General features: G+C 60.1%; 25 protein-coding genes. 12 read left to right on the forward strand and 13 right to left on the reverse strand.

What is annotated here, in order from left to right; translation table 11 throughout:
• Positions 1 to 50: 50 nt before the first annotated feature.
• Positions 51 to 1,328 carry a malonyl-CoA decarboxylase gene (locus ACO07N_RS26625; protein WP_421983894.1) on the forward strand — a complete coding sequence of 426 codons (1,278 nt, stop codon included), beginning with the start codon at positions 51 to 53 and terminating at the stop codon, positions 1,326 to 1,328.
• Between the two features lie 181 nt (positions 1,329 to 1,509).
• Positions 1,510 to 3,198: an aspartate:alanine exchanger family transporter gene (locus ACO07N_RS26630; protein ID WP_421983895.1), complete on the forward strand. Its 1,689-nt coding sequence runs from the start codon at positions 1,510 to 1,512 to the stop codon at positions 3,196 to 3,198.
• Between the two features lie 40 nt (positions 3,199 to 3,238).
• Here the strand turns inward: ACO07N_RS26630 and ACO07N_RS26635 are convergent, their stop codons facing one another.
• Positions 3,239 to 4,879: a hypothetical protein gene (locus ACO07N_RS26635; protein ID WP_421983896.1), complete on the reverse strand. Its 1,641-nt coding sequence runs from the start codon at positions 4,877 to 4,879 to the stop codon at positions 3,239 to 3,241.
• Between the two features lie 316 nt (positions 4,880 to 5,195).
• Between ACO07N_RS26635 and ACO07N_RS26640 the strand changes: the two genes are divergently transcribed.
• Both ACO07N_RS26640 and ACO07N_RS26645 read left to right on the forward strand, forming a co-directional pair.
• A complete protein-coding gene (locus tag ACO07N_RS26640) occupies positions 5,196 to 5,582 on the forward strand; it encodes a helix-turn-helix domain-containing protein (protein WP_421983897.1) in 387 nt (128 codons plus the stop codon).
• Between the two features lie 12 nt (positions 5,583 to 5,594).
• Positions 5,595 to 5,858: a hypothetical protein gene (locus ACO07N_RS26645; RefSeq protein ID WP_421983898.1), complete on the forward strand. Its 264-nt coding sequence runs from the start codon at positions 5,595 to 5,597 to the stop codon at positions 5,856 to 5,858.
• A gap of 395 nt (positions 5,859 to 6,253) precedes the next feature.
• Here the strand turns inward: ACO07N_RS26645 and ACO07N_RS26650 are convergent, their stop codons facing one another.
• The 9 genes from ACO07N_RS26650 to ACO07N_RS26690 form a co-directional block, all read right to left on the reverse strand.
• Positions 6,254 to 7,012 carry a hypothetical protein gene (locus ACO07N_RS26650; protein ID WP_421983899.1) on the reverse strand — a complete coding sequence of 253 codons (759 nt, stop codon included), beginning with the start codon at positions 7,010 to 7,012 and terminating at the stop codon, positions 6,254 to 6,256.
• A gap of 277 nt (positions 7,013 to 7,289) precedes the next feature.
• Positions 7,290 to 8,228 (reverse strand): acetamidase/formamidase family protein, encoded by a 939-nt coding sequence (locus ACO07N_RS26655; protein WP_421983900.1) that lies wholly within the window; start codon positions 8,226 to 8,228, stop codon positions 7,290 to 7,292.
• A 9-nt stretch (positions 8,229 to 8,237) separates the two neighbouring features.
• On the reverse strand, positions 8,238 to 9,269 hold the full coding sequence (locus ACO07N_RS26660) for a branched-chain amino acid ABC transporter permease (RefSeq protein WP_421983901.1): 1,032 nt from the start codon (positions 9,267 to 9,269) through the stop codon (positions 8,238 to 8,240).
• Complete coding sequence (locus tag ACO07N_RS26665; RefSeq protein WP_319382972.1) at positions 9,266 to 10,162, reverse strand: branched-chain amino acid ABC transporter permease; 897 nt, start codon at positions 10,160 to 10,162, stop codon at positions 9,266 to 9,268. Before ACO07N_RS26665 ends, ACO07N_RS26660 begins: the two co-directional genes overlap by 4 nt.
• 1 nt (position 10,163) lies before the next feature.
• A complete protein-coding gene (locus ACO07N_RS26670; RefSeq protein ID WP_421983902.1) occupies positions 10,164 to 10,868 on the reverse strand; it encodes an ABC transporter ATP-binding protein in 705 nt (234 codons plus the stop codon).
• Between the two features lie 53 nt (positions 10,869 to 10,921).
• On the reverse strand, positions 10,922 to 12,076 hold the full coding sequence (locus ACO07N_RS26675) for an ABC transporter substrate-binding protein (protein WP_421983903.1): 1,155 nt from the start codon (positions 12,074 to 12,076) through the stop codon (positions 10,922 to 10,924).
• Positions 12,077 to 12,101: 25 nt separating this feature from the next.
• On the reverse strand, positions 12,102 to 12,827 hold the full coding sequence (locus ACO07N_RS26680; RefSeq protein WP_421983904.1) for an ABC transporter ATP-binding protein: 726 nt from the start codon (positions 12,825 to 12,827) through the stop codon (positions 12,102 to 12,104).
• Positions 12,827 to 14,137: a glutamine synthetase gene (locus tag ACO07N_RS26685; RefSeq protein WP_421983905.1), complete on the reverse strand. Its 1,311-nt coding sequence runs from the start codon at positions 14,135 to 14,137 to the stop codon at positions 12,827 to 12,829. The genes ACO07N_RS26680 and ACO07N_RS26685 overlap by 1 nt, the downstream gene beginning before the upstream one ends.
• A complete protein-coding gene (locus tag ACO07N_RS26690; protein WP_421983906.1) occupies positions 14,127 to 14,993 on the reverse strand; it encodes a MurR/RpiR family transcriptional regulator in 867 nt (288 codons plus the stop codon). Before ACO07N_RS26690 ends, ACO07N_RS26685 begins: the two co-directional genes overlap by 11 nt.
• A gap of 93 nt (positions 14,994 to 15,086) precedes the next feature.
• On the opposite strand from ACO07N_RS26690, the gene ACO07N_RS26695 reads away from it, so the two are divergent.
• Positions 15,087 to 15,878 carry an N-formylglutamate amidohydrolase gene (locus ACO07N_RS26695; protein ID WP_421983907.1) on the forward strand — a complete coding sequence of 264 codons (792 nt, stop codon included), beginning with the start codon at positions 15,087 to 15,089 and terminating at the stop codon, positions 15,876 to 15,878.
• Positions 15,875 to 16,516 carry a cysteine hydrolase family protein gene (locus ACO07N_RS26700; protein ID WP_421983908.1) on the forward strand — a complete coding sequence of 214 codons (642 nt, stop codon included), beginning with the start codon at positions 15,875 to 15,877 and terminating at the stop codon, positions 16,514 to 16,516. Before ACO07N_RS26695 ends, ACO07N_RS26700 begins: the two co-directional genes overlap by 4 nt.
• A gap of 68 nt (positions 16,517 to 16,584) precedes the next feature.
• Here the strand turns inward: ACO07N_RS26700 and ACO07N_RS26705 are convergent, their stop codons facing one another.
• The 3 genes from ACO07N_RS26705 to ACO07N_RS26715 all read right to left on the reverse strand — a co-directional run bounded on the left by ACO07N_RS26705 (position 16,585) and on the right by ACO07N_RS26715 (position 19,258).
• Positions 16,585 to 17,448, reverse strand: a complete 864-nt coding sequence (locus tag ACO07N_RS26705; RefSeq protein ID WP_421983909.1) for a sugar phosphate isomerase/epimerase family protein — start codon at positions 17,446 to 17,448, stop codon at positions 16,585 to 16,587.
• On the reverse strand, positions 17,445 to 18,353 hold the full coding sequence (locus ACO07N_RS26710; protein ID WP_421983910.1) for an NAD(P)-dependent oxidoreductase: 909 nt from the start codon (positions 18,351 to 18,353) through the stop codon (positions 17,445 to 17,447). The genes ACO07N_RS26705 and ACO07N_RS26710 overlap by 4 nt, the downstream gene beginning before the upstream one ends.
• 206 nt (positions 18,354 to 18,559) lie before the next feature.
• Positions 18,560 to 19,258, reverse strand: coding sequence for an FCD domain-containing protein (locus ACO07N_RS26715; RefSeq protein WP_421983911.1), 699 nt, complete (start codon positions 19,256 to 19,258; stop codon positions 18,560 to 18,562).
• A gap of 274 nt (positions 19,259 to 19,532) precedes the next feature.
• On the opposite strand from ACO07N_RS26715, the gene ACO07N_RS26720 reads away from it, so the two are divergent.
• From ACO07N_RS26720 to ACO07N_RS26745, 6 genes are all read left to right on the forward strand, one after another.
• Positions 19,533 to 20,648, forward strand: coding sequence for a mandelate racemase/muconate lactonizing enzyme family protein (locus tag ACO07N_RS26720; RefSeq protein ID WP_421983912.1), 1,116 nt, complete (start codon positions 19,533 to 19,535; stop codon positions 20,646 to 20,648).
• 184 nt (positions 20,649 to 20,832) lie between these two features.
• The gene (locus ACO07N_RS26725; protein WP_421983913.1) at positions 20,833 to 21,870 is read left to right on the forward strand and encodes a TRAP transporter substrate-binding protein; all 1,038 of its coding nucleotides are present in this window, start codon (positions 20,833 to 20,835) and stop codon (positions 21,868 to 21,870) included.
• 250 nt (positions 21,871 to 22,120) lie between these two features.
• The gene (locus ACO07N_RS26730; protein WP_421983914.1) at positions 22,121 to 22,972 is read left to right on the forward strand and encodes a TRAP transporter small permease subunit; all 852 of its coding nucleotides are present in this window, start codon (positions 22,121 to 22,123) and stop codon (positions 22,970 to 22,972) included.
• On the forward strand, positions 22,972 to 24,600 hold the full coding sequence (locus ACO07N_RS26735) for a TRAP transporter large permease (RefSeq protein ID WP_421983915.1): 1,629 nt from the start codon (positions 22,972 to 22,974) through the stop codon (positions 24,598 to 24,600). The genes ACO07N_RS26730 and ACO07N_RS26735 overlap by 1 nt, the downstream gene beginning before the upstream one ends.
• A 12-nt stretch (positions 24,601 to 24,612) precedes the next feature.
• The gene (locus ACO07N_RS26740) at positions 24,613 to 25,560 is read left to right on the forward strand and encodes a phytanoyl-CoA dioxygenase family protein (RefSeq protein WP_421983916.1); all 948 of its coding nucleotides are present in this window, start codon (positions 24,613 to 24,615) and stop codon (positions 25,558 to 25,560) included.
• A gap of 43 nt (positions 25,561 to 25,603) precedes the next feature.
• Entirely contained in the window at positions 25,604 to 26,683 is a 1,080-nt protein-coding gene (locus ACO07N_RS26745) for a Gfo/Idh/MocA family protein (RefSeq protein WP_421983917.1), read from the forward strand.
• Positions 26,684 to 26,687: the final 4 nt, after the last annotated feature.

Consider the following 26,687-nt stretch of genomic DNA (forward strand, 5'->3'; position numbering starts at 1 on the left):
GAGACTTCACCGCTGCGGCGTCGGGACGTTTACGGCCCTTGGAGAAAACAATGACCATCCTGGGAGATTTGCTGTCGACAATTTTCGAACGCAGGTATCTGGCTGCTGCGCTCGACAAGCCGGACTCCCGCTCGATGGAGGAACTGATCACGGCCCTTGTCGGCGCGACCGGGGAGATTACCGGGCTCTCGGCCGCAAATCACATCCTGAAGCGCTACCAGGCGATGACAGACGAGGAAAAGCTCGCTTTCTTTCAGCATCTGGCCAGCGACATGAACATTGATCCCGACAAGGTGCGCAGCACGCTCGACGCTTATGAGAAGAACCCGAGCAAGCAGAGCTACCGCGCCTTCATGACGGCTGTCGAACCGGACCGGCAGGAACTCATCAGGCGGTTGAACCAGACCCCGGGCGCCACCGAAATCCTGGTGCGAATGCGTGCCGATCTTCTCACCCTCGGCGGCAACGATCCGAAACTGCAGGCGCTCGACCAGGATTTCAGGCACCTGTTCGTGTCCTGGTTCAACCGGGGTTTCCTGGTTCTGCGGCCGATCAGCTGGGAAAGCCCGGCACATATCCTGGAAAAGATCATCGCCTATGAATCGGTGCACGAAATCGCCAGCTGGGAGGACCTGCGTCACAGGCTGGTGCCGGACGACCGCCGCTGCTTCGCTTTCTTTCACCCCACCATGCCGGACGAACCGCTGATTTTTGTCGAGGTGGCCCTGACGGGTGAGATCCCGGGTTCCATTCAGGATCTGCTCACCGACGAACGCGAGATCATTGCCGCGGACACGGCAAAAACGGCCGTCTTCTACTCGATCTCCAATTGCCAGGCGGGGCTCGCCGGGATCTCGTTCGGAAATTCGCTGATCAAGCAGGTCGCATCCGACCTGGCGGCCGAACTCCCCGGCCTGAAGGCCTTCGTCACCTTGTCGCCGATCCCGGGCCTGACGAAGTGGCTGGATTCGGAAGATATTGCCTATGAGGATGCGGACACCAGGCAACTGAGGCTCCTTGCCGCCTATTACCTGATGTCGGCAAAGCGGCCCGATGGTGAACCCCTGGATCCCGTTGCCCGTTTTCACCTTGGCAACGGGGCGATGATCCATGCTGTCCACGCCGTCGCGGACACGTCCGCCAAGGGACGCGCACAATCGGCCGGGGTCATGGTGAACTACCTCTACGACCTTCCCAAGGTTGCCCAGAATCACGAACGGTTTGCAACCTCGCATGAGATCGCCGCATCGGGCGAGATCCGCAACCTGAATGCGGCGGCAAAGAAGCAGGACCTGCACCGCCCCGAGCCTGAACAGGCAAGCGCCTGATCCCCCCTTAATCGTCAGAAATTGACCGGGATTGGCCGCAGGCGGGGCCGATTGTCGGCCAGACGTCATCATTTTGACGCAACAGGCGATCAGGAGGGGCCGACTTTACGACAGAGCGTGCACTTGACCGGCGGCCAACCGACCTGACCGGCAATGGTGGCGCGCCAGGCAAGACAAAAACATGACCATCGATTTTTCGCAGATCTTCCAGCAGGATTCCGTGCTGGTCATCTTCACGATCATCGCGATCGGGTACCTGATCGGCAACATCCGCATCGCCCGGTTTGAGATCGGCGTGACCGGCGGCGTGCTGCTCTGCGCGCTCATGTTCGGCCACTACGGTTACAAGATCGACCCGATCGTTCAGGCGATCGGCTTCACGCTGTTCATCTATTCCGTCGGCTGGCAGGCCGGACCGCAGATCCTCAACGTGATGCGGCAGGACGGGCCCAAATACCTTGTACTGACCGTGTTCATGGCGGGCGGTTCCTTCCTTCTGGTGCTCGGTCTCGCCTGGCTGACCGGTCTTTCCAACGCCTTTTCCGCCGGTTTGATGGCCGGCAGTCTCACAAGCACACCGACCCTTGTCGGCGCTCAGAACGCGGTGTCCTCCGGTCTCGTGTCGCCGGCTGCCGGACAGACCCCGAACAGCCTCATCGAACACATCAGCGTCGCCTACGCGATCACCTACATCTTCGGAACGGTTGGCCTGCTCCTGGTCGTGAAGCTGCTGCCGAACCTTCTGCGTGTCGATCTCGCGGAAGCAGCAGAAACCTTTGCCAGCGAGCGCGGCTTCAAGCAGGAAAATGTTGACGACACGATCGACCGGCCGATCCTGCGCGCCTACCTGATCGACGACCTGGAGGTCAGCGGTTTGACAATCGCGCAGGCGCTGGTCGCCCGCTCCGCAAAGGACATCAGCGTCAGGTCGCTCTACAAGATCAAGCGCGGGACCGAACTGATCGACCCCCAACCCGATACGGTAATCGAGGCGGGCGACAAGGTCGCCGTTTTCGCAACGCCCGAAGAACACGCGAGGGCAAGAAGCCAGTATCGCCTCGGCGCCGAAGTCCTGGACCGGGATCTGATCGATGCCGTTGTCGATGTTGCCGAGGTTGTCGTGACGAACCCGAACGCAGTCGGCAAGTCGCTTGAGCAATTGGGCATTTACGAGCGTCATGGCTGTTATCTGACACGCATGACACGGTCCCAGATCCAGCTTCCCCTGGCGCCCGGAACCGTTGCCCAGCGCGGTGATGTCATGATCCTGACCGGCGAACGCCGGGCGCTCGACAGGGCCATTGCCGAACTTGGCGCGGAGGACCGGAAGGCCGTCGAAACCGACCTGCTGACCTTCGCCGCCGGGATCGTCTTCGGCTTGTTGCTCGGTCAGATCACCGTCAAGGTCGGCGACATCGATGTGGGCATCGGCACCGCGGGCGGACTGCTGATCGCGGGCATCTGTGTCGGGTTCCTGCGCGCCAACCGCCCTACATTCGGCCGCATGCCGGCTGCAGCCCGGTTCATCATGATGGAGCTCGGCCTGCTCCTGTTCATGGTCGGGGTGGGGCTGAACGCCGGTGGCGGCATCGCCGCTGCGATCGGGTCGGTGGGCCCGGTGCTGTTCCTGTCAGGCGTTGTCGTGACTTGCCTGCCCCTTCTTTGCGGTTACGTCTTCGGGCGGCTGGCCCTCGGCATGAACCCGGCATTGCTGCTGGGTGCGCTGACCGGGGCCATGACCAGCACGCCGGCCCTGGGGATCGTGCAGCAGGCGGCAAAAAGCACGGTTCCCGCACTCGGATATGCCGGCACCTATGCCCTTGCCAACGTGCTGCTCACACTCGCGGGCACCCTGATCATGCTGCTTTGACGCCCGCCCCGCCCGTGCGCGCAGGACAAAAAGCCTTCCGTCAGGGCTTCGGCCGCCCGGAAAGCGCGGCCGTCAGGCGAGCGTCTTCCAGGTAAGGGTCGTTGCCGAAGCGGATCAGGCCCTGTCTCTGGACCCAGACGGACTGGTGCGAAACGACGGCCATCAATCCGCCGCGGGCCGGGAACGTGACCGTGTCCTGTCTGGATATCCGGTCCTCGATGCCGTCGGCAGGCAGCACGCGCGGCTCGATGATCTGGTCCAGAATATCCAGCCCGTTGACGATGCCGAAGGCCGTCTTCGGCAGGTAGGGATTGCAGAAAAGATCATCGTCCGGCGTGGCCTCGAGATCGAAGAGCTGCAACCTCTGCTCCTGCCGCAGCCGGTAGGCATATTGGCCGAGCGGGTTCTCGCTGGACGCCGGCAGATAAAGCGCATACTGCTCCCGGTTGCTGGCCCGCTCGATATCGCGCAGGCTGGCCTCTTTCCACGGAAGCGCATCAAGCGGAACGTCGGCACCGCTGCGTTTCAGATAGTAGCCGGCGGCCTCGACCTGCTCGGGGTCCTGTTTGAGGCGCGGCAGCAATTCCTTGCCGAAAAACTCCCATGGCACCTGCCAGGTCGGGTGAAAGGTCACTGCCTCGATTGTCGTCGCCAGCGTCGTGTGGTTCCTGTCCGGGCAGTTCGGATAGGCTTGGCCTTCCCGCACGACCCGCCCGTTTTCCAGGAAAACGTAGGTGTTTTCGCCCTTGTTCACGTAAAGCTGCAGCCGGGAATACTCGTTCGGAAGCCATCGGATGCGCTCCAGGGCGTTGGTGAGCTGCTCGATCCGCCGGTCCACGGGTATGTTGAGCGCACGGATCAGTCCGGGCGTCACCTGGCCGGAAATCTCAAGCCCGTAACGCAGATGCGCCTGCCCCACCGCAAAGGCCAGGCGTTTGTCATAAACCGTATCCCCGGACGCTTCCGCCAGAAGGCCGTCCTCGAAAAGCCGCCGGCGCAGATCGGGGACCGGTACGGAGGCCGGATCGAGGAAGGTAAAGCCACCTGAATCCTGAATGTCATGAAGGTGCTGCAAGTGCTCCTTGAGACGTCTGTACGTATCGTCCTGCGGTTGCCAGACATCGATAAACGCGGACATTTCCTCCGATGATATCAGCCTCGACAGGGCGTCGATCGTGTCGATCGAATTGGACGGCATGTAGGCGTCCGGATAAAGCACGCGCGGAGAGACCCGCCCTGCCCTCAGATCATGTGCGTAATCCAGAAAGTGACCGGTGTAGAGCAGCTCCACCCAGGCGATGTCGGCTGCCGAGGAAAGGCTGTTGAGCGAAGCGGCTGCGTCCTCGAGCACCGCGGCCGGATAGTCCTCCGGACGCAGACCCTGAAGATAGGCCAGCTGCATTTCGCTGATGAGTTCGTGGCTGCGCGGATGGTCGAGCCAGAGCAGTTGTGCCTCGTCGGAATTGTAAAAGGCGGAGATTTCGTTCCGCCGCTTCTCGACGATCAGCGGCAGTCTCTCGGGCGATGACAACAGCCAGCGGACATTGTCGAGCATTTCATCGGCGAAGGCTGCCGCCGGCAGCAAAAACACAAAGGAAACAACAACTGCAAGTCTGGCGATTACACGCTTCATCCGGTCAACCCTCGGGATGTCGTTGGCCTTTATCATCACATCTTTCATTGAGGCCTGCATCCGATTTTTGTCCATCAGGATACGCATCCGCAGCGCGGGTGGATGTCCGGCCTATCCGTGAACCATGAGCAATGAGCCACGAGCCGTCTGAATTGCCGTGACCGGCATCAGGACCGGCGGATGTGCCCTCTCCCTTGCGCACTGTGCCGCCGAGGACGGCTGTCAAACATGCTTTCCGGCCGTTAAGCACAATCGCAGATTCTCCGGGGATCAGCTTCCGCAAGGAGAGTCTGTCGTTGCATTTTATGTCGCATCACGTAATATTCGTTAAGAGTTTGGTAATAAATCTTACGGGACGCGTAACATGGAATCACCTGCGGGTGAAAACGGCTTCGACGTTACAACCTGGGCGAACAACGCCATCGAAGCCAGTGGCATGAAGAATACCGAGGTCGCGGATCTTCTGCGCCTGACACCGGCATCCGTGTCTCGAATCCGCAAGGGAAAACAGGCTCTCAGCGCAGAACACATGCTGTTGCTGTCAAGGGAATTGAAAGCGCCGCTGCCCGGTGAAGTTCCCCAGGAACCTGGCCGGGATCGCCAGAGCCTGGACAAGGAACTCTATCTGAAGGCTCTGGAAAGCGTTGTTGAACAGAACAACCGGAAACCGGAACATCAACGCATGAACCAGTTCGAAATTCTGGAAAGCGTTTTCTTTGTATATGAGGCTCTCGTCAAACTGAAAAAGTAAGTGGTACAAACCATGAGTGTGCAGGAATTTACGAAGGAACAGCTCGAGTTCCTTGAACTGTTTGAAATTGCAGCAAGATACGACTGCCTGTATCTGCTGGACTTTCACTGTTTCAACATGTTCAATCACGACCAGACCAGTCTATTGACGGATGCGGAGCGTGCGGAACTTGCTGTTGAGGCCCGAGGCGACATTTTCGCCGAGGCAATCCAGCGCGGATTCCAGCGCAACCCGGGACCCTTTGGACAGATAGATGAGCAAGAATACCTTTGTTGAGCCACTTCCGCTCTCAAATGTAGAGAACGGACTGGCCGGTGAGCGGGCTCAGTTCCTGCTGAACACCTGGAAAGAAAACCGTGGCGTCATGATCCGGGACAGCCGCATGACGAAGTTGAGCCCGTGGCTCCTTCTCACGCTGCCCTCCGCCAACCCGGGCGACGTTCCGACGATCACCTTTGCGGGCAAGGAGACCACGTTCAGACGGTTCTTCCCGCACGCGCTGGATCCTGAGGCGCAGAAACCGGCGACCAGTTTCCTGCCGCAGGTTTACCGCAAGGGCGTTGCAGACGGTTATCAGACAGTCTTCAAGGGAGATCCGTGGCTGGATATCCAGCGGACCGGCAACCGTCTGGGCGCCGGCGTTCCCGACATGACGCTCCAGCGGCTTCTGGTCAGGTTCGAGACCCGTTCGGGGATTGTGAGAATATTCTGTCTGATGGAATTGCTGGAAATCCACGAGCGACGCGATCTATCAGATCACACACATCATCAACGCTATTGCCGGCAAAAATCAGATTGGCATCCAGCGTACCAGGCAGCGGCTCAGCCCAGCGCAATGCATGGTGGGAACATCTGGTAAAGCCGCATTCGCGCCAGAAACCGTCCAGGAATGTGTGCCCCTGGATCCAGCCATAGTAAAAACCGGCTCCCCAGTCGTGCAAAGCCTCGATCTGGGCGAGCTGGTTCAACAGACCTCCAAGTTTGTGGCGTCTCCAGTCACGCGCCACATAGGTGCCACCCAGATAGACGACATCACCCGTGATGCGCCGTCCGACACGCGGCTGATCCTCCTCCAGAACGACCTGTCCGCCCAGGGCATTCGGATAGCAGCGGTGAAAGTACTTGCGCCAGAAATCCGTGAGCGTCATCGGATATTCCATCCTGTCGAAACGCGCGCAGACCCGCCCGACCATCTTGCCGTCCTTGTCGGTCAGGGCGAGCCAGAAGGCCTGCGACGGCGTATAGGTGTTCAGTGTCGGCGTGAAATGGCCTTCAAGCGGCGGAAACCCGCTTTCCGCGGCCATGGCTTCGACCAGATCGAAATCGGAACCGCGCCGCAAGACAAGACCGAGAGACTGGAACTCCCGGTCGATCACGCCCCAGGCGCGCTTGACCTGAGCCTTGTCCAACTCAAAATCCAGTCTTTGCATGGATCTTTCAGCCCGATTGACGTCCGATTACACGATCTGCAACTCGGTATTGCGCGTCGGTCAACAACCGCCCCCACCGTGGAGGTTGCGACGACAGGGCGGGATGGTATCAGAGTCGGTTCGGGAATTGACGCCAACTCAAGACCTTAAACAGGATTTTTTTCCGTTAAGGCATGTTCAATGCATACATTGCGTCAATCCTGGGTGGTCATTCCCGACGGTCAGGATCGCGCGTCGCGAAAATGGCATTACGCCAAAGTTAATATTGGCACGGATGTCAGCCGAGGACGCTCTTCGGGAAATAGAAGGAAACGGTCCAGTTAGGCATGTCGACGATTTCCGAAATGCGCAGGTCACCGCAGACCGAGCACAGCATGTACGCATCGAGCGCGCTCATGCCGGTTGTCGCGGAAACCCAATCGACCATCCCCGACACCGCGTCCCGGGCCGTCTGCATCAGGTCCTCGCCGACACCTGTCGTCGCCTTGTAGCCCTTGGCATCGAAATGCCGGGTCACCGGCCCATCCGTCTCAAAACGCGGAAAGGCGTAGTTCGCCTGCTTAATCAGGTCCACCTTGATCGCGACATCCATCGGACTTTCGATCGCCGTTCCGCAGATTTCACCGTCGCCCTGAGCCGCGTGCGTGTCCCCGAGCGACAGCATGCCGCCGGCAACCTCGACCGGCAGATAAAGCGTTGTTCCGACACAATTATCCCGGATGTCCAGGTTCCCTCCGACCCGGCGCGGCGGCACCACCGAATGAAGCCCCGGTTCGGCGAGCGCCAGCCCGATCGTGCCGACAAAGGGTTTCAGGGGAACGGCCCCGCCCGGCCCGTAGAGCGCCGGTTTCATGGAGACGGAATCGTATGTCCAGATATGCAGCGCGGGGTCCGGAAACTGGTCGGTCAGCAGTCCGAAGCCGGGAATATTGGCGGTCCAGCCCCAGCCGGACGGCTTGAAATCCAAAAAGGTGATCGCAACTGCATCCCCCGGCTCCGCGCCCTCGATGAAGATCGGACCCGTGACCGGATTGACCTTGTCGAAGCTGAGGCTGCCGAGATCGGCGACTGTCGAATGCGCGTTGAACTGGCCACCGGAGCTGTCGATCGTTTCGACCTCGATCGTTTCGCCGGGTGCGACGCTGAGGATCGGATCGATCGAATTGTCCCAGCCGAAATGGTGTGCGTGCTTGTGGATCGTGTGATTGCAGGCCACGTCTTCCTCCTAGAAAGTCTTGCGGGCGAACAGCGTCTCGATTTCCCGGTTCCCCATGATACCCGTCGGTCTGAGCGCCATTGTCAAGACGATGACCGCACCCAGCGCGATCCCCGACAGCCCCAGCGCTTCAGGCAGTTCGATACCGAGCAGCACGGGTCCCGTTTCCAGATACCGGACGCCTTCCAGTCCGAACGAAATCAGGAATGTCCCGAGAACGGCCCCGGTGACCGTGCGCATACCGCCGAGGATCAGCATCGCCAAGGTCAGGAAGACGTGGTTGAAATAGAAGGGCCGCGCAGAAATCGTGCCAAGGAAATAGGCATAACAGATACCGGCGACAGCCAGGATGACCGCACCCAGCACCCAGGCGATCAGGCGCAACTTGTAGATCTCGACGCCCATCGCGGCCGCGCCGACCTCATCGTCGGCACTGGCCCTGAGCTGGATGCCCCACCGGCTTTCACGAAACAGCCGGCACACGATCACCGCCAGGATGGCGATCCCCACCACCCAGCTCAGATCGAACACCTGAGGGATGCCGAAAAACGCCTGATTTCCCTTGAAGATATCGGTCCGGTAGAGAAACACCGCGTGTACGATCACCAGAACCGCAAGCGTCACGATGGTCGCGCCGATACTGGTCAGCCGGACAATGAAAAGACCAAGCAAAAACGCCAGAACCGCCGTTATCACGAGGGCGATGGCAGCGGAAAGGACCGGATCGAGCGAGAAGTCGGCAAGACCCCACGGTGCCGCCGGCAGGGAAATCTTCTTGATGTTTTCGGGCGTGACGCAAAGGGCGGCCGCATAGGCCCCGATCCCCATGAAGGCACTGTGCGAAAGATTCGTGATCCGGGCGTTTCCCATGAAAACCTGGAGACCCAGAACGACAATCAGGTTGACATAGGCCGAGTAGACCAGGCGGATCTGGTAGCGCGATCCGAAATAGAGCGTGACGATGCCGATCACGACCAGCACTACCGCCAGCAACGCGGCCCCCACCAGGCCGGATCTCTGGCTCTGGCTCAGCCGGATCACAACTTGTCCCCTTTCTCGATGGCAGGAGACAGGATGCCGTCCGGCCGCCAGATCAGTATCAGCGCCACGATCATGAACACGAAGGCGTCGGTCATCCCGCCGAGGCTCTGCGGCAGCATCACCAGCATGGCCACCTCGACGGCCCCCAGCAAAAACCCGCCCAGCACGGCTCCCGGAAGACTTCCAAAACCGCCGACGACGCAGGCGACAAACGCTTTCAGGACCGGGTCGAACCCAAGATGCGGATCGACACTGCCACGCCTGGCCATGATGAAGATGCACGCCAGTCCGGCCAGAAGACCGGAGATCAGGAACGCCATCGCAAACACCCTGTTGGCCTTGATGCCGGTGAGCCGCACCATTTCGAAATCGAGCGACGCAGCGCGCACGGCAAGCCCGAGAACGGTGCGCCGCAGGAACAGCATCAGCGCCACGATGACAATGATCGTCGTCAGCGTTTCGAAAACCTGAAGCGAGGCGAGCCGTATCCCGCCGATCTCGATCGGCCAGTCGAGGAAATAGAGCGAGGTCACGGCAATCGGACGCGGAGACACGAACATCAGGAAAACGTTCTGAAGCACGATCGAGACACCGAAGGCGGTCAGGAGACCGGTGGTCGGATCGGCTTTGCGTACGGGCCGGAAGGCGACCCGCTCCAGGGTCAGCGAGGCCAGCATTGCGGCAATCACAGCGCCGCCCATCACGATCACCGGATTGCCGATGGCGAGCGCGGCGAAGGCGACCATCGTGTAGCCCCCGACCGCAATGATCTCGCCATGGGCGAAATTGACCAGTCCCATGATCGAGAAAACGATTGCGAGACCGAGGGCCAGCAATGCGTATTCGGCTCCGAAGCTGAGTGCGTTCAGAACCTGCTGAATGACATATTCCATATCAGGCGACCCCCGTCAGCTCTGCCATCAGCTTGTCGCTCCTTCCCAGTTCGTCCGCGGTTCCGTGGGCGACGATCCGGCCCGAGCTCATGAGGTAGGCGTAGTCTGCGAGCTTGAGCGCCTGCGTCGCGTTTTGTTCAACGAGCAGGATCGTCATGCCCTGCTCCTTCAATGTGCCGATCAGATCGAAGATCCGCCGGACGATCTTGGGCGCAAGACCCAGGCTCGGTTCGTCCAGAAGCAGGATCTTGGGTCTCGCCATCAGCGCCCGGGCAATCGCCAGCATCTGCTGTTCTCCTCCGGACAGTGTCCCCGCGGCCTGGTCCCTGCGCTCGGCAAGAATGGGGAAGAGCGAAAACCAGTGTTCGATGTCCCTGCCCTTTTCGCTCTGATCTTTCTGCAAGGCCGCGCCCAGCGTGAGGTTTTCCAGGATTGTCAGGTTGGAGAAGATGCGCCGTCCTTCCGGGGAAACCGCAATGCCCGAGGCAATGCGCGCCTCGACGCTGTCGCCGGAAATCTCACGGTCCTCGAACAGGATCGACCCGGTTGCGCGCGCGATGCCCGTGATGGCGGAAATCGTTGATGTCTTCCCAGCGCCGTTCGGCCCCAGGAGCGAGATGCACTTGCCCCTTTCCACGGTGAGGGAAATGCCGTGAACCGCTTCGATCGGCCCGTGATAGACATGGAGATCCTGGATGGTGAGCATACGTTCCGCCTGGCTGGCGCGGCCTTCTTTTACAGAAGGCCGCGCCGGGGTCGTCAGTTCCAGTCCGTCGGAACGTTGGCCGGGATCTCGTTCGTGATCAGAATACGCTTGCCGTCCTTGTACCCGATGACCGGGATCGTTCGCTGAGCGTAGGTCTTGGTATCCTTGAACGAAATCGAATCCACGGTCAGAACCGGGACGCTGTCGGCGGACCGGATGGCGTCCGAGACCGCTGCCGGATCAAGGCTGCCGGCCGTTTCCACGCCGAATTTCACCGCCATGATCGTGTCCGCTCCCGTTGCCGGGAACAGGCCACCGACCTCAAAGCCCATGTCTTCGCATTCCTTCATGAATTTCACGACCGCGCTGTCCGCGTGGCTCGGTGCGAGCGTCGCGAAGAACACCTTGTCCAGAAGGCTCGGATCGTCCGACCCGATCGCGTCTAGCGAGGGATCGTCGAAACCGTCCGACCCGATGACCCAGGCATCGATGCCTGCGCTGCGCAACTGGCGCACGAGAACGCCGACATCGGGCATGATCGAGGAGATGTAGACCGCGTCGGGCGGTGTATCGAGCGCCTTGATCTCGGCGATTTGCGGCGACCAGTCGGACGTTCCGAAGCTGAAATTGAGCTTGGCCTGGACCTTGCCGCCATTTTCCTCGATCACGTCTCCGAACCAGAGCGGCGTGCGCGCCGACCAGGAGCCGCCTTCATCCGATGTGAACAGGACGACATTTTTCACACCCTGCTTGAGCGCATGATTTGCCGCCGCGGTTGCCGTGAACGGGTCGGGTGACACGCCGGTAAAGAAGTTGTCGACGATGCCCGCATGCATTTCCACCTGCGTTGACTGCGGCTGGAAGATCGAAACACCATATCCGGCGGCGACCTGCGCGACCGGGATCATCGTGTCGGAGAACGGGATCGTGCCGAGCATGACCACCCCGTCGTCCAGGAACTTCTGCGCGAGCGAGACTGCCGTCTGCGTGTCCGAGCCCGTATCCTGGATGAACAATTCGATCGGCATGCCGTTGATGCCACCGTCCGCATTGATCTTTTCCGCCATACACTTTGCACCCTGGAATTCCGAATAGGGTGCGTAGTCGCCGGTCATGGGAACCGCGAGACCGATCTTGACCGTATCCGCGGCGAAGGCCGGGGTGGCAGCAACTGCGAGCCCGGCGAGTGTTAGTCCGATTTTCTTCACTGTCCCTCTCCTGTTTTGCGCCGCCTCACGCGGCATTGGAATGGTCCTCGCCCAGATAGGCATCTATGACGTCCTGGTTTGTTGTTATCTCTCGGGGCGTCCCTTCAGCGATCACGGCTCCCATGTTCAGGACCGTGATCCTGTCGCAGAGCGTCATGATGAATTTGAGATCGTGATCGATGACCAGTGTGGCACAGCCGAAGCGGGTCTTGACCCAGTCGAGTGCTTCGGCCAGCTCGTGTGTCTCCTGCTCGTTCATTCCGGCTGCCGGTTCGTCGAGCATCAGAACCTTGGGATTGAGCGCCAGCGCGCGCACGATTTCCAGCCGCCTAAGATGACCGTAGGAAAGCGCGTTTGCCGGCATGTGCAGTTTGCCAGCAAGATCGAACCGCCCGACAGCCTCGCCGACGGCGGCACTGTCGTCGTGGCCTTCGGACCGGGCGGTGATCTGGGCAACTTCGATGTTCTGTCCGACCGAGAGGTTTTCAAAGATCCGCAGGTTCTGGAACGTACGGGCAATTCCCCTGCGGGTTCTGGCAGCCGCTCCCGTGCCGTCCAGAATGTCGCCCTCGAGGGACATGGTTCCGCTTGACGGCGTCAGAAGCCCGGAAATCAGGTTGATCAATGTGGTCTTTCCGGCCCCGTTCGGACCGATGAGACCGCGCACTTCGCCCGCAGCCACCTCGAAACTGACATCGCTGACGGCTCTGACACCGCCAAACTGTTTCGAAATGTCATTGAGCACGAGCATCAATAGGCATCCTCGTAGGCGGCACATTTCTGCGCCGTGTCCATTCCCTGAACAAAGGCCGCTTCCGCCGTCTTGTGCGCCACGTAAACCGCCGCGAAGTCAGGGTCGAACCAGCCGGTCACGATCTTGTTCGCCGCAAACCGCTGCAGCGCATCTTCCAGCGTTTGCGGCAGGCGCACGAAACCCTTTTGCTCAAGTTCCGCGGCACTCAGGAGCGAGAGGTCTTCCTCTGTCACCTGCGGCGCCGCGAGGTTTTCCTCGATCCCCTGACAGCCCGCGTGAACGATTGCGGCAAGCGCCAGATGCGGCGACGCTGCAGCGTCCGCGGCCCGGTACTCGATGTTGAACTGGCGCGCGATCGCGTCCGGATCCTTCGCAGTCACGGGGCAGATGCGCAGGCTTGCCTCACGATCCTGAAGACCGAGATTGTTGTAGGCCGCGCTCCAGCGGTGCGGTGTCAGCCGTTCGTAGGAAATGACGGACGGCGCCGTCAGCGCGAGTATGCTGTCCATGTATTTCAGCACACCCGCAGCGAAAGCGGCCGTCAGCGGCGAAAGTCCGTGCGCACCCGCCGCATCGTAGGTCAGCGGCCCGTTATCGCCCAGGAAACTCATGTGGATGTGAACGCCGTTGCCGACGCTTGCAACGTCGCGAATAGGCGTGAATGTCGCCTTCTGCTCGAACCTGCGCGCGGTCATGCGGGTCAACTCGCGCGTGATTACCGCTGCATCTGCGGCTTTCACGCCCTCTTCCGGTGCGACCGTCACCTCGAATTGGTCCGGCCCGTATTCGCAGATGAAACTGTCCGGCCTCAGGCCGGCCTCATCAAGCGCTGCTGCAAGGGTTTCGGCAAATCCGGCATGTTCGGCATGGCCTTGCAAACCGAAGCCCTGATGCGGCAGGGTCGAACCGCCGGCGAACTGGAACTCGTGCTCGAACGCGGCCAGCAGCCGGGCACCGGTAAGCTCCTTCAGGCGCGACAGGGCAGCGCGCAGGATCGAGCGCGTGCAAAACCCCCAGGGCCGGCCGTCCAGCGTCCGGATGTCCGACAGCATGAAACGCTCGGGCGGCGTGCCGTCCTCGAAATCCACGGTGACATCGGCTGACTGATCCGGGATCAGGGCCAGATCACCGAATGAACCGAAAGGGCTGTCTGCGATGGTGTCGAAGCAGGTGATCTGAACATTCGTCGGCACCCAGCCCATGCCGCGTTCGCGCCGCTTGTTCAGCTGGTCCGCCGGAAAGGCCTTTCCGCGCGTCTTTCCCGACAGATCGGATGTCGCGGCGAATATCATCGGCTTACGTATCATGTCTGAGTTCCTGCCTCCCCTCCGTCAGAGCGTCCCAAGCCGACACGCGCTTGCTGTGCTTGGTCCAGTCCGTCTCGGCAACCCGCGTCATGATGGCCTCCATCAGCGTGAAACCGGCAGCGTAGCTGTCCCAGACAGTTCCGCTCTCGACCGGCACGGCGAGCGTTTCGCTTGCGTGGGTCACGGCCGGCGACAGCCACTTGTCCGTCAGCACGACGACATTCGCCTTTCTTTCGGTTGCCGCCAGCTTCGCCAGATCGGTGACGGTTTTCTGATAGCGGCGGAAATCGACGACGAAGAGCACATCCTTGCCGCGCATCCTCAAGAGACTGTCGGGCCAGGTTTCCGGGTCCGGGTCCATGTGAAAGACATCGTCGCGCAACCGTTTCAGATGGCGGCTGAGATGCTGCGCCACCAGGTCGCTCACGCGCCCGCCCATGACGAAAATCCGCCGCCCCGGATCGCTTAGAAGGCCGCAGATACGTTCGAACTGCGCATCGGTGATGCTCTGCGCCATCTCGTCGATAAGCGCATTTGCGCGTCTGGTGAAATCGCCGAGAAACGAGCCGTCGACCTGCCGCTCCACCACCATCAGTTCGATCGGTGAACGCTGGCTGGCCTTCAGTTCGCGGATGAGCCTGCGCTGAAAGTCCTGGTAGCCCTGAAATCCCAGTTTCGACACGAACCTCGAGATCGACGGAGACGAAACGCCCGTGCGTTCGGCCAGAACCTGGATGGGTTCCAGACCGGCAAAGGGGTAGTCCGACAGAAGTGTCGTCGAGAGCTTGCGTTCCGCCCCGGTCAACGCCTCCGACGTCCCGGTTATCAGATCACGGATTGTGCTGTGAGCTACCATGCCTAGCACAGTGATCTGATAAAAAAATCTTGTCAAGTTTTCCCATTTGTGACGAAATGAAAAAAGATTATCAAAACCCCTGTGGAGTTCCTCATGCTCAAGGAAGCGGCATATTCCGCGGAAAATATGGGCAAAACCCTCCTCGCCGGCACGGATCCCGAACCGGTCGACTGCATCAGGGGACCGGAAGGCGCGGACATTGTGCTCGTATGCGAACATGCCGGCCGCGCCATACCGCAGAGGCTCGGGACCCTCGGCCTGACATCAGAAGATCTGGACCGGCACATTGCATGGGATATCGGCGCTCTTGCCGTCTCGGAGCGGATCGCGGCAAATCTTGGCGCAGATCTGGTAAAACAGCGCTATTCACGCCTTGTCTATGACTGCAACCGTCCGTTCGAGGCACCGGACGCAACGCCCGAAGTCAGCGAGGACAGTGTGATCCCCGGCAACCAGAACCTCTCTGACGAGGAACGGTTGATCCGCAAACGGATGATCTTCGATCCCTACGATGCCGCGCTGACCGCGATCCTGGATGAACGGCCGAAACGGGCCGCATTTGCGATCCATTCCTTCACGCCGGTCTATCTGGGCAAACACCGCCCCTGGCACCTGGGTCTCCTTTCAAGAACGGACCCCGAAACCGCCGACATTATTGCGGCAACCATGCAAAGGCGCGACAACCGGATGCTTGTCGGCAAGAATGTGCCCTACATGATCGAGGAAGACAGCGACTGGTTCATCCCCCGTCATGCCGAACCCCGCGGTCTCGCCCATTGCCTGGTTGAAATCCGCAATGATCTTATCGACACCGAGCAAGGCCAGGATCTTTGGGCCGGTCATCTGACCGCCGCTTTCAAGGACGTCCTGGAGAAAAGGAAATGATGCTCACACGCGAAGTCCCGCTTGTCCCGGAGCAATCCGGACTGCTCTTCATAGACGTCCAGAACTTTGCCGCGCATCGCAGGGGCGCTGAATTCGAGGGCCTCTCCGACGAGGCGTTCGACCGGAAATACGGCTGGTTCTTTTCGCAAATGAAGACCCGCGTGGTTCCCAACATGCAGCGGCTTCAGAAAGCCTGCCGCAAGAGCAACGTCGAAGTCATGTACACGACGATCGAAAGCCTCACGAAGGACGGACGCGACCGCAGCCTTGACTACAAGATCACCGGGTTCAATGTGCCAAAGGGATCATGGGACGGAAAGGTGATTGACGAACTGGAACCGGGCGAGGATGAAATCCTGTTTCCCAAGTCCTCCTCCTCCGTCTTCGTTTCCACCCATATTCACTACGTGCTCGGCAATCTCGGCATCCGGCAATTGGTGATCAGCGGCATCGTTACAGATCAATGCGTTGAAAGCGCCATCCGCGACGCCTGTGATCTCGGCTACCTGGTCACCCAGGTCACCGACGCCTGCCTGACCTACACCCAGGAAAGGCACGACAATTCGCTGAAGACCATCAAGGGTTATTGCCGGCAGGTCACGACAGATCAGCTGATCGCGGAATTGGAAAACGCGTAGTCGGCGTGGCATTGAAAGAGCCCGGCGCTGAATTCATCGCCGGGCAGATGAGCAAAGGAATACTCACCTTATCCGAAAAGGTCCTTGAACCGGTCGATGCAGAGCCGGAAACCCGCCTCGAAATCCCCGTTGCCCGGATGGTAGACGCTCTCGAAGGAGATCACGCCGTTATAGGCATCGGCCTTCAGCGTCGCTGCAATCGGTTCAAACTGATCAGCGAGTTGCCCCTCGCCCATGCGCCTGACTTCAAGGGTCGCCCTCGGCGTGTCGACAAGCACGTCCTTGATGTGCACATGGCCAAGATAGCCGCCCTTCAGTTCCTCGTAGCCGTCCGGATAGGCCCGCTCGTGGCACCAGCAATTGTTCGCCGGATCCCACAGGACCTTGAGCACATCCCTGGCGTCGAGATCGTCGATCAGCCTGCGCGCGGTGTAGTTGGAGTTCACCATCGTACCGTTGCCGGTTTCAACGACAAGCGTCAAACCTTCCGATCTTGCCAGGTCAACCGCCGGAGCGATCAGGGGAAGCGACGCCTCCCATGCGCCCTTGGCGACGTTCCATTTTTCGGCACCGCCCTTGCCCCAGAGGATCTGTTCCTTCTTGTTGGTCATGATCCGGACCAGCGGCGAGCCGAGCGTATGCGCCATGTCCATGACACGCTTCAGGGCGTCCATATGCGTTGTATGGAGTGCATCCCCCGGTTTGTTTGCCGTTGTCATGCCGGCAAAGACATGCCGGGACAGACAGCTGACCGGCTTGCCGTGCTTTTCCAGCAGGGCCTTGATCGTGGCGATCTCCTGGCTTGAGTGTTCGCCGACCTCTTTCTCTCCGACGAACTGCAGCTCGGCATAGTCCAGGCCGAACTCGTCCATCACGGTCAGCGCGTGAGCGAGATCACGGCTGATGCCGTCGCAAATGACACCGAGTTTCATGCTTTCTTGGCCCCCTTGCGATGGAGTTCGGCCCCGATGATCTCCTCGATCACCCGTGTGCAGATCCAGTTGTCGCCATTCGGGTATTTGGTCTTGCCCGCGTGGAAGATCTGCATGGCGGCGGCCGCCGTGTGAAGCGGCACACCGAGTTCCTCGCCAAGGTTCATCGAAATGGTAAGATCCTTGTGCATGGTATTGATATGGCTGCCGGTTCCCTCGAACTGACGGTCTATGATTTTCTGCAAGGCGTTGTTGACCACCCCGCATCCGGCAGAGGACGTGGAAAACACGTCAAGGATCACCTGGCCGGGCACGCCCGCCTTAGCCGCGAGCGCCGCGGCCTCGAATGTTGCCGAGAACTGGGATCCGATCAGCGACTGCAGGCAGGCCTTGACCGTCTGGCCATCACCCGCGCGGCTTCCCACCCGGTGGATGTTTGCCGACACGGCCTCCATCACAGCCTTGTATTCGTCAAGGACCGCATCGGGAGCAGCCGCCATCATGGTCAGCGTGCCGCCCTGCGCACCCGGAAATCCACCGGAAACGGGACTGTCGATCAGGTGGATGCCGCTGCCTTCCAGCATCGCACCGACTTCGCGCCCCTCTCTCGGCTTGATGGTTGCCGTCAGGATGATGACACTGCCCGGCGCCATGGTCTGACACAGTCCGCCGTCGCCGAAAATGACGTCCTTGACCTGGTCACCATTCATCACCATCACGAAGACTGCGTCTGCACCCTTGCCGACATCGCCCGCGCTTTCCGCGAGGGTTCCACCCATCGCCTCGAACGCGCTCATTCTGTCGGGGGAAAGATCGAATCCCCTGGTTTCAAAACCGTTTGCGATCAGGTTCTTCGCGAGCCCAGAGCCCATGTCCCCCAATCCGATCACACCTGTCTTTTGCATCCAAAATCCTCCGGTTGCACAACGAGATAGGCCGGCAGGACAGACCATGCCGGCATCGATATGCGGGATTTCAAGCGGCGGACCCCATGGAGAGCGACCGGCGCCGGGCGGGTCCGGAAGACACCCGCTGCCCATGTAACGTCGTCATGCCGGCCTTGGCCAACGTCATTGCGACGCTGGTGCACATCAGCCGGCATGCCTCGGCTCTAGAACGTCTCCTCCACGTATTTCCACGCTGCGCTCAGATGCGCGACAAGGGCTTCCTCGGCGCGCGCCGGGTCTCTCTCCAGAATGGCGTCGTAGATGGCCTTGTGATCCAGATAGACGGATCTGTTGTGGTCATCGGACCGCGTCATGCGCGCCCAGTTCGGTGACAGCCAGGCTGTGAAGCCCTCGTGCAGTGCCGGGAAAATCGGATTGCTGCCGATGCGATACAAAACGCCGTGAAAGGCAATATCCGTCCGGAAAAACTCTTCCGAATTATCAAGCGCAGCTTCGTTGGCCTGCAGCGCGGCCTTCAGATCGGAGATGTTGTCCTTGCTGGCGTTGAGGGCAGCGTCCCTGACAAGGCCGCGCTCGATGAACACCCTGCTTTGGTAGAGATTCTGCACACCGCCGGGTTCGTTCAGAAGATAGCGCACGATGGTGCCGGTCGCATTGAGCAGCGTGCCATAGTCGGGCCTTCGCACCACGGGCCTGAATCGCGGCCGCAATTCTATCAGCCCGCGATTGGCAAGGGCCGAGATCGCCTCGCGCACGACGGTCCGCGACGTGCCGAATTCCTCCATGAGATCGCGCTCGGGCGGCAATGGCTTGTTGTTCGCCAATTCACCCGACGCGATGCGGGCTTCCAGCGCGGTCACGATCGTGTCCGCAGCCCGTTTCTCTCCCTGTTTGTCCGGCATCGTGGCGGTAGCCAATTGGTTGTACCAAACTCTTGTTTGCTTTGACCACAATGCTATGCCCCCATATTGGGCGAAAGCAAGCGTTTCCGCACATCATTTGATCACTATAAAAAAAACGTAGAAAAAACAGATGGTTAAAATATTTTTTAAATCGATTTAAATGGATTGACGGTAAACGCTCTTGACTCACCTTTCAATTCGCGCTCTGCTCCCTGCGTACTTGGTCGAACCAAAACAAATAACATAGTGTTCTTGGCATCTTGGGAGGGATACCTTGACAACCATCGTCAGCGTATCCGCCAGGCTGTTCCACATACCGCTTGCCGAGATACTTGTTGATGCAAAGCACGGCGATCATACCCATTTCGAGCTGGTGACCGCGACCCTTGCACTTGACGACGGGCGCAAGGCAACCGGCTATACCTATACCGGCGGCAAGGGCGGTCATGCCATTGCGGCGATGATCGAACACGATCTCGCGCCGTTCCTGCTTGGAAAAAGTCCCGAAAACGTCGAAGCCCTCTACGAGGAAATGCAGTGGCACGTCCATTATGTCGCAAGGGGTGGCATCGCGTCCTTTGCCATATCGGCAGTGGACATCGCCCTGTGGGATCTGCGCGGACAGAAGGAAGGTCTCCCCCTCTGGAAGATGGCCGGCGGCAAGGGAAGAACCTGCAAGGCCTATTGCGGCGGCATCGACCTCGGCTTCCCTTTGCCGAAGCTTCTCGACAGCGTTCAGGGCTATCTCGACCGCGGTTTCAACGGCGTGAAGATCAAGGTCGGTCAGCCGTCCCTGGAAGAGGATGTCGCCCGCGTTGCTGCCGTTCGGAACCTTATCGGTCCGCATGTCGCCCTCATGGTGGATGCCAATTACGCAATGAGCGTGGAAGAGGCCATTGCCGCGGCAAACGCCTTCAGCCCGTTTGACATCCTGTGGTTCGAGGAACCGACCATACCCGACGACTACAAGGGGTACGCGGTGATCTCCGAGGCGACGGGAACACCGCTCGCAATGGGCGAGAACCTGCACACCATTCACGAGTTCGGCTATGCGCTCGAACAGTCGAAACTCAGCTTCATTCAACCCGATGCATCCAATTGCGGAGGCATCACCGGTTTCCTTCAGGCAGCCGAACTCGCCGGACGTCATGGCGTCCCGGTCTGCAGCCACGGCATGCAGGAACTTCATGTCAGCCTGCTCGCCGGGATGGGCAGCGATGGCTGGCTCGAAGTGCATTCTTTTCCGATCGAACAATACACGAGGCGGCCCCTGGTGGTTGAGAACATGCTGGCCGTTGCACCCGACCAACCGGGCATCGGTGTCATTTTCGATTGGACAAAACTGGGAGCAGAGGATTTGCTGTCCAGGGAGAGACGGGGAGCTGCATGAGGCAGAGCGGTGCAGGCGCCGCGACGCAGGCAGCTTTCAAGGCCGCATCAGGATGATCGGCCGAGGGGGAACAAGCTTCGTGAAGGCCGCCCGGCCGAACGGAGCAAATCGCTGGAACACCAGCAAATACGACCGGCGCAGACTAAATCGCCGGTCATTTGGAGCAACTTGGGAGGAATAAGGAATGCTCAAGAAACTGACGAGAACCATGCTCGCAGGCGTGGCAACCGCCGGCCTCGCCCTTTCCATGGGCGCTGCAATGGATGCCAACGCTCAGGACAGCACGAAACTTCGTATCCAGACGCACTTCTCCACGGAAACGCTTTCCGGACAGATGGCTCAGGAGTTCATCGACGACGTTACCGCGATGTCGAACGGTGAAATCGAAATCGAGATGTTCTTTGCCTCTTCCGTCGTCAAGTCCGCTGAGACCTTCGACGCCGCAGCAACGGGTATTCTCGATTGCGACATGACCGGCGGTGCTTACCAGACCGGCAAGAACCCGGCATTCCAGTTTGCCGGCGACCTGACCGGTGGTTACCAGAACCCCTATCAGCAATATGCATGGCTGCTGCATGGCGGCGGCTATGAAAAGCTGAACGAACTCTACAATGCCAACAACATGGAGTTCATCGGCTGGTGGATCCCGGGCCCCGAGTCCCTGTCCTCGACGAAGTCCTTCAAGGGCGTCGATGACCTGAAGAACTGGAAGTTCCGTTCGCCTCCGGGCGTGATCACGCTGATCTTCGAAAAGCTCGGCGCATCGCCGATCGTGATGGACTTCAACGAGATCTTCACCGCACTTGAAACCGGCATCATTGACGGCGCCGACGCGGCCAACATCACCAACAATGTCGGCCTCGGCCTTTATGACATTGCAACGGAAACCAACTATCCCGGTTTCCACTCCATGCCGGCTGACCACCTTGCCTGCCGCAAGGACGTCTGGGACGCAATGCCGGATCACCACAAGGCGATCCTGAAGGTTGGAATGCAGGCACTGGCCCTGAAGAACTCCACCATCAACGAAGTGAAGAACGCCCAGACGGCGAAGGAACTTCGCGAAAAAGGCATCGCTCTGAACACCTGGTCCGACGAAGATCTGGCGATCTACCGTCAGGCCGTTCAGGACAGCTGGAAAGAGTTCGCGACCACGCCTGAGTCCCAGGAACTGCTGCAGAGCCACCTGGACTTCCTGCGCGATCTCGGCGCAATGAAGTAAGACTGGCATCCAGTCGACAACACTGTGGCGGCGGAGCACGGCTCCGCCGCCATACCCACCCCCGGATGCACTTCGAAAACCGGTCAGAAAACCAAATGCCGGGGTTGGTGAGGATTGCCGGAAGCACATGGCAATTCATCTGATTTTTCTGTTTCTGGCACCGGCGCATGGCGCTGCGTGACAAAACATCGGGGAAGACTAAGGGGCAGCCCATGCGCGCGGATCTACGCGTTTCCTATCGGGGGAAAAGATGAAAGAGCAAAAGTCCGGCGGATTGCGGGAATGGGTCATTCCCGTCGCATTTGCGGTTTGCGCAGGCTGGGTCATCTGGCACGGTCCTGCCTACATTCTCGATTTCTTCCCGCATGCGAATGAAAGCATGACCGCGCAGATCACCGAACTGCACGAGCGCAAGGATGTGTCTCCGGGACTGTCGGGCATGTTCGGCGGCATCATGGACATCATCGACTGGGCCGCCCTGTTGCTTCTGCCCATTCTGCTCGTGGTCGGCATGCGCAGCGTCGTTCACGCCCAGATGGAATACCCCGATTACACCCGTTTCGACTATTTCGCGCTGTTCATCGGCCGCGTGGTCATGCTCCTGATCATCATCATGACGCTGGTCATGCTCTATGAGGTGTTCCTGCGATACGTGATCGAAGCGCCAACACTGTGGGCCAATGAATTGACGCTCTGGATCGCCGGCTTCGTGTTCCTGCTGTCAGGTCTCTACGCGATGCAGCAGCGCTGCCATATCCGCATCTTCATTCTTTACGACATCCTGCCCAGACCGCTGCGCCACGCCTGCGATGTCATTTCGGTGCTCATGATCTGCCTGTTCGCCTTCTTCCTTGTCTACGGCAGTTACAAGCAGGTCTTCGCCATCAAGTTCCACCGTTGGGAAATGTTCGGGACGGCGTTTGATCCGCCGATCCCTGCGACGATCCAGCCGATGATCCTCATCGTCGCCGTGCTCGTCGCCATCCAAGCCGTCGCCAATCTGATTGCCGATTGGGACAAGCAGCCTACCGAAATGGAAGAGCCTGACATCATCGACGAAGAAGAGCTCGAAGCAATCAAGAAAAGCGTGGGTGCAAAGTAATGGACGTCGGCACGATCTCTATAGTCCTGGTTTTCGGACTTCTCTTCCTGCTCGGCATCGGCATGCCGCTCGGCTTTGCCTCGGCCATCTTGGCCGCGCTGGTCATGATCATGAAATTCGAGCCGACGCTGCTCACCGACCCGACGAGTTTCGGCACGGGCCTCCTCACAAGCAATCCGGGCACCGGCCCCTTGTATCTTCTGACCCAGAAGATCTTCGACCTGATGACCGAGTACGTCTTGATCTCGGTACCGCTCTTTATCTTCATGGCCGCCTTGCTGGAACGATCCGGTATTGCCAAGCAGATGTATGACAGTCTGGATTTCTGGCTGAGCAGGGCGCGCGGCGGCGTTGCCATCGTGACCTCCATCATGGCCGTTCTGATGGCGGCCATGTCCGGCATCATCGGCGGCGAGGTCGTGCTTCTCGGCCTGATCGCCCTGCCGCAGATGCTGCGTCTCGGCTACAACCAGAACCTGGCGATCGGTACGATCTGTGCGTCCGGCTCACTCGGCACGATGATCCCGCCATCGATCGTTCTCATCATCTACGGCCTCATCACCGAAACGTCGATCAAGGCGCTGTTCACGGGTGCCTTCATTCCCGGCTTCATGCTGGCCAGCTTCATCATGATCTATATCGTTGTCCGCACGCAGCTGGACCCGTCCCAGGCTCCCCTGCCCGAGCCGCGCGAAGGCGACCCGGAAGGCGGCGAAAAACTGGTCATGTTCGGCGGGTTCGTCAGTGTCGTCGTTGCCGGCATCTCGGCAATCCTGCTCGCGCGGATCGCCTTCCTGACGGTCATGGGCCGGAACGATCCCTCTGTCGAAGGTTTCGAGCCGCCGCCCCTCGGGATGGTCTCCGACCTCCCCTGGCTGATCGGCATCGGCGTTCTGGCGCTGCTGTTCATCTTCCTGGTCGCCGGACGCCAGAGGACCGCCTCCGGCTGGGAGCACGGCAAGGGCCTGGTTCCGCCGCTCGCCGTCATCGGCATCGTTCTCGGATCGATCTACGGCGGCGTCACGGGGATCACCGAGGCGGCCGGCATGGGCGCGGTCGCGGTGTTCCTGATCGCCCTCTTCCGCGGCGAAGCCTCCGTTGACCTGCTCTGGGTGTCCATGATGCGGACGCTGCGCTCTACGGGCACGATCATCTGGGTGACCATCGGTGCGGCCACGCTTGCCGGCGCCTATACGCTTGCCGGCGGCCCGACCTACATCGCCCAGCTCATCATCGGCGCGGAAATGCCGACGATGCTTGTGATCCTGACAATGATGGTGATCCTGCTGTTCATGGGCGCGTTCATGGACTGGGTCGGCATCGTGCTGCTGATCATCCCGGTGTTCCTGCCGATCGTGAAGCGGCTGCCGATCGACGAGATCGGGTTCCTTGGAACGTTGTCGCCGCAGCATGTCGCGATCTGGTTCGGCGTTCTTTTCTGCATGAACATGCAGGTCAGTTTCCTGTCGCCGCCCTTTGGCCCTGCCGCGTTCTATCTGAAATCGGTCGCGCCTCCGCACATTTCGCTCACCGATATTTTCCGGGGCTTTCTCCCCTTTATCGGTGTACAGTTGGTTGCGCTCGCCGTGTTGCTGATCTGGCCGACGATTGTCACCATTCTGCTTTGAGGACCTCACATCATGCTTAGTCAAGGCGATGTCGATCTGTTCCGTAAACAAGGCTACCTCGTTGTCGAGGGCCTGCTGGATGAGGATGCCCTGACAAACGTCCGCAGTGAGTACAGTTCCCTCATGGACGATCTCTACGGCTCGTGGCAGAAGGACGGCAAGGTCCCGCAGCCTGACGAGGGAATGGGCTTCTGGGACAAGCTGGACAGGGCCTACAGGGGCGGGTTTGAATGGTATCAGCCCTTCGACATCAGTCTGCCGCATTCGGGCATTTCGGACGACACGCCGATGCATTTCGGCCCGGCCGTCTTCGACATGGCAACGAACGCCAATATTCTGGATTGCGTCGAAGCCCTGATCGGACCGGAGATCTCCTCCAATCCGATCCAGCATGTGCGCATAAAGCCGCCGCAACACGCCGTGGCGGCATCCGAGAACCGCGCCCATGTCATCGCGACCGACTGGCACCAGGACCAGGGCGTAACCCTGGAAGAAGCCGACGAAACCACCTTCGTGACGGTCTGGCTGGCGATCACGGACGCCACGATCGAAAACGGCTGCCTACAGGTTGCCCCCGGAGCCTACCAGGAAATGCTGCCACATTGTTCCAGGTCCCAGGTCGGGATTGCCGAGCCGTTTCTCCCCAAGGACCAGGCCACGCCGGTTCCCGTGAAAGCCGGCGGTGCCGTCATCTTCCACCCGCTGACCCCGCACGGATCGCTCGCCAACAAAAGCGATCATTACCGCTGGTCCTTCGATCTGCGCTATCACGTAACGGGACAGCCGTCGGGCCGGAGCCATTTCCCGGAATTTGTGGCGCGCTCGCGCAGCAATCCCGGCTCCGAACTCAAGGACTGGCGTCTGTGGAAGAAGATGTGGGAAGACACCCGCCATCATCTCGCACACAGCGAGCACATTCCCCAGCACCGCTGGGGCAACGACGCGCCCTACTGCGCTTAAGAACACACACCAAGCAAACAACCGTTCTGGTTGGAGACGGGAATTGAACCGTAATAATCCCATTCGCCTCGTGGTCATCGGGGCCGGCCTTGTCGGTCAAAGGCATGCGCGCCATGCAGCCGATCACCCGGACATCGATCTTGCCTGGATTGTCGACCCCAATCCGGATCAGCAAGCACTGGCACAGGAGCTGAACTGCCGGTGGGCGCCGGACATCGACACTGTGCCGGCTTCCGATTGCCACGCCGCTGTCATCGCAACACCCAATTCCGACCATCTGCCGAGCGGGCTGGCCTGTCTGGAAAGGAACTGGGCAACCCTGGTTGAAAAACCCGTGGCCGATACCGTCGAAAACGGCGAGAAGCTCGTGAGCGCATTCGAAGCGCGCGGGCTGCCCCTGCTGGTCGGTCACCATCGCCGCTACCACCCGTCCGTCGAGAAGGCGAAGGAACTGCTCGACACCGCGGCCCTCGGCAATGCCGTGTCTGCCTCGCTAATCTGGGCCGTGCGGAAACCGGACAGCTACTTCCAGGCCGGGCTCTGGCGGCGCAAGAGCGACGGTGGACCGCTGCTCATCAACTTCATCCACGAGGCGGACCTGCTGGTCGGTCTGTTCGGTCCCGTGCAGGAAGTCCAGGCGATGGTATCCCACCATGCCCGCGGGAGCACCGTTGAGGACAGCGCCGCGATCAACATCCGGTTCGCAAGCGGCGTCATTGCCACCGCCATATTGACCGATGCGGCCCTGACCCCGTGGAGTTTCGAAGGCGCCAGCGGTGAAAACCCGAATATCGCGGAGACCGGGATTTCGTCCTGGCGCATCGGCTGTACGGCGGGCAGTTTCGAATTTCCGGCCCTGCGTGTCTGGACAGATGCGAACGGCGAGGAAGGCGACTGGTCGCGCCCGCTCAAACACGAGGTGATCGCAACCGAAAAGGTCAATCCGCTTCACGAGCAATTGACACATTTCGCGAGCCTCGTCCGGCAGGAAAGCACTATACCGAAGGTCTCCGGCCGCGACGGGCTCGAAGCGCTGCGCCTTGTCGAGGCCGTGCGCACGGCGGCGCGCACCGGCCGTCCTGTCGTGGCGGAAGGCCCGGCGCAGAACGCAAACAGTGTCTGACAAC

It is taken from the genome of Roseibium sp., from assembly GCF_965229775.1.
GTDB lineage: Bacteria > Pseudomonadota > Alphaproteobacteria > Rhizobiales > Stappiaceae > Roseibium.

Bases quoted from the DNA above. Each gene is read 5' to 3' on its own strand.
- ACO07N_RS26630 (WP_421983895.1), top strand. From the start codon at position 1,510: ATGACCATCGATTTTTCGCAGATCTTCCAGCAGGATTCCGTGCTGGTC.
- ACO07N_RS26700 (WP_421983908.1), top strand. From the start codon at position 15,875: ATGATGCTCACACGCGAAGTCCCGCTTGTCCCGGAGCAATCCGGACTG.
- ACO07N_RS26710 (WP_421983910.1), bottom strand. From the start codon at position 18,353: ATGCAAAAGACAGGTGTGATCGGATTGGGGGACATGGGCTCTGGGCTC.
- ACO07N_RS26665 (WP_319382972.1), bottom strand. From the start codon at position 10,162: ATGGAATATGTCATTCAGCAGGTTCTGAACGCACTCAGCTTCGGAGCC.
- ACO07N_RS26690 (WP_421983906.1), bottom strand. From the start codon at position 14,993: ATGGTAGCTCACAGCACAATCCGTGATCTGATAACCGGGACGTCGGAG.
- ACO07N_RS26715 (WP_421983911.1), bottom strand. From the start codon at position 19,258: ATGCCGGACAAACAGGGAGAGAAACGGGCTGCGGACACGATCGTGACC.
- ACO07N_RS26730 (WP_421983914.1), top strand. From the start codon at position 22,121: ATGAAAGAGCAAAAGTCCGGCGGATTGCGGGAATGGGTCATTCCCGTC.
- ACO07N_RS26680 (WP_421983904.1), bottom strand. From the start codon at position 12,827: ATGCTCGTGCTCAATGACATTTCGAAACAGTTTGGCGGTGTCAGAGCC.
- ACO07N_RS26640 (WP_421983897.1), top strand. From the start codon at position 5,196: ATGGAATCACCTGCGGGTGAAAACGGCTTCGACGTTACAACCTGGGCG.
- ACO07N_RS26670 (WP_421983902.1), bottom strand. From the start codon at position 10,868: ATGCTCACCATCCAGGATCTCCATGTCTATCACGGGCCGATCGAAGCG.
- ACO07N_RS26725 (WP_421983913.1), top strand. From the start codon at position 20,833: ATGCTCAAGAAACTGACGAGAACCATGCTCGCAGGCGTGGCAACCGCC.
- ACO07N_RS26735 (WP_421983915.1), top strand. From the start codon at position 22,972: ATGGACGTCGGCACGATCTCTATAGTCCTGGTTTTCGGACTTCTCTTC.
- ACO07N_RS26645 (WP_421983898.1), top strand. From the start codon at position 5,595: ATGAGTGTGCAGGAATTTACGAAGGAACAGCTCGAGTTCCTTGAACTG.
- ACO07N_RS26650 (WP_421983899.1), bottom strand. From the start codon at position 7,012: ATGCAAAGACTGGATTTTGAGTTGGACAAGGCTCAGGTCAAGCGCGCC.
- ACO07N_RS26705 (WP_421983909.1), bottom strand. From the start codon at position 17,448: ATGAAACTCGGTGTCATTTGCGACGGCATCAGCCGTGATCTCGCTCAC.
- ACO07N_RS26740 (WP_421983916.1), top strand. From the start codon at position 24,613: ATGCTTAGTCAAGGCGATGTCGATCTGTTCCGTAAACAAGGCTACCTC.
- ACO07N_RS26625 (WP_421983894.1), top strand. From the start codon at position 51: ATGACCATCCTGGGAGATTTGCTGTCGACAATTTTCGAACGCAGGTAT.
- ACO07N_RS26695 (WP_421983907.1), top strand. From the start codon at position 15,087: ATGCTCAAGGAAGCGGCATATTCCGCGGAAAATATGGGCAAAACCCTC.
- ACO07N_RS26685 (WP_421983905.1), bottom strand. From the start codon at position 14,137: ATGATACGTAAGCCGATGATATTCGCCGCGACATCCGATCTGTCGGGA.
- ACO07N_RS26635 (WP_421983896.1), bottom strand. From the start codon at position 4,879: ATGAAAGATGTGATGATAAAGGCCAACGACATCCCGAGGGTTGACCGG.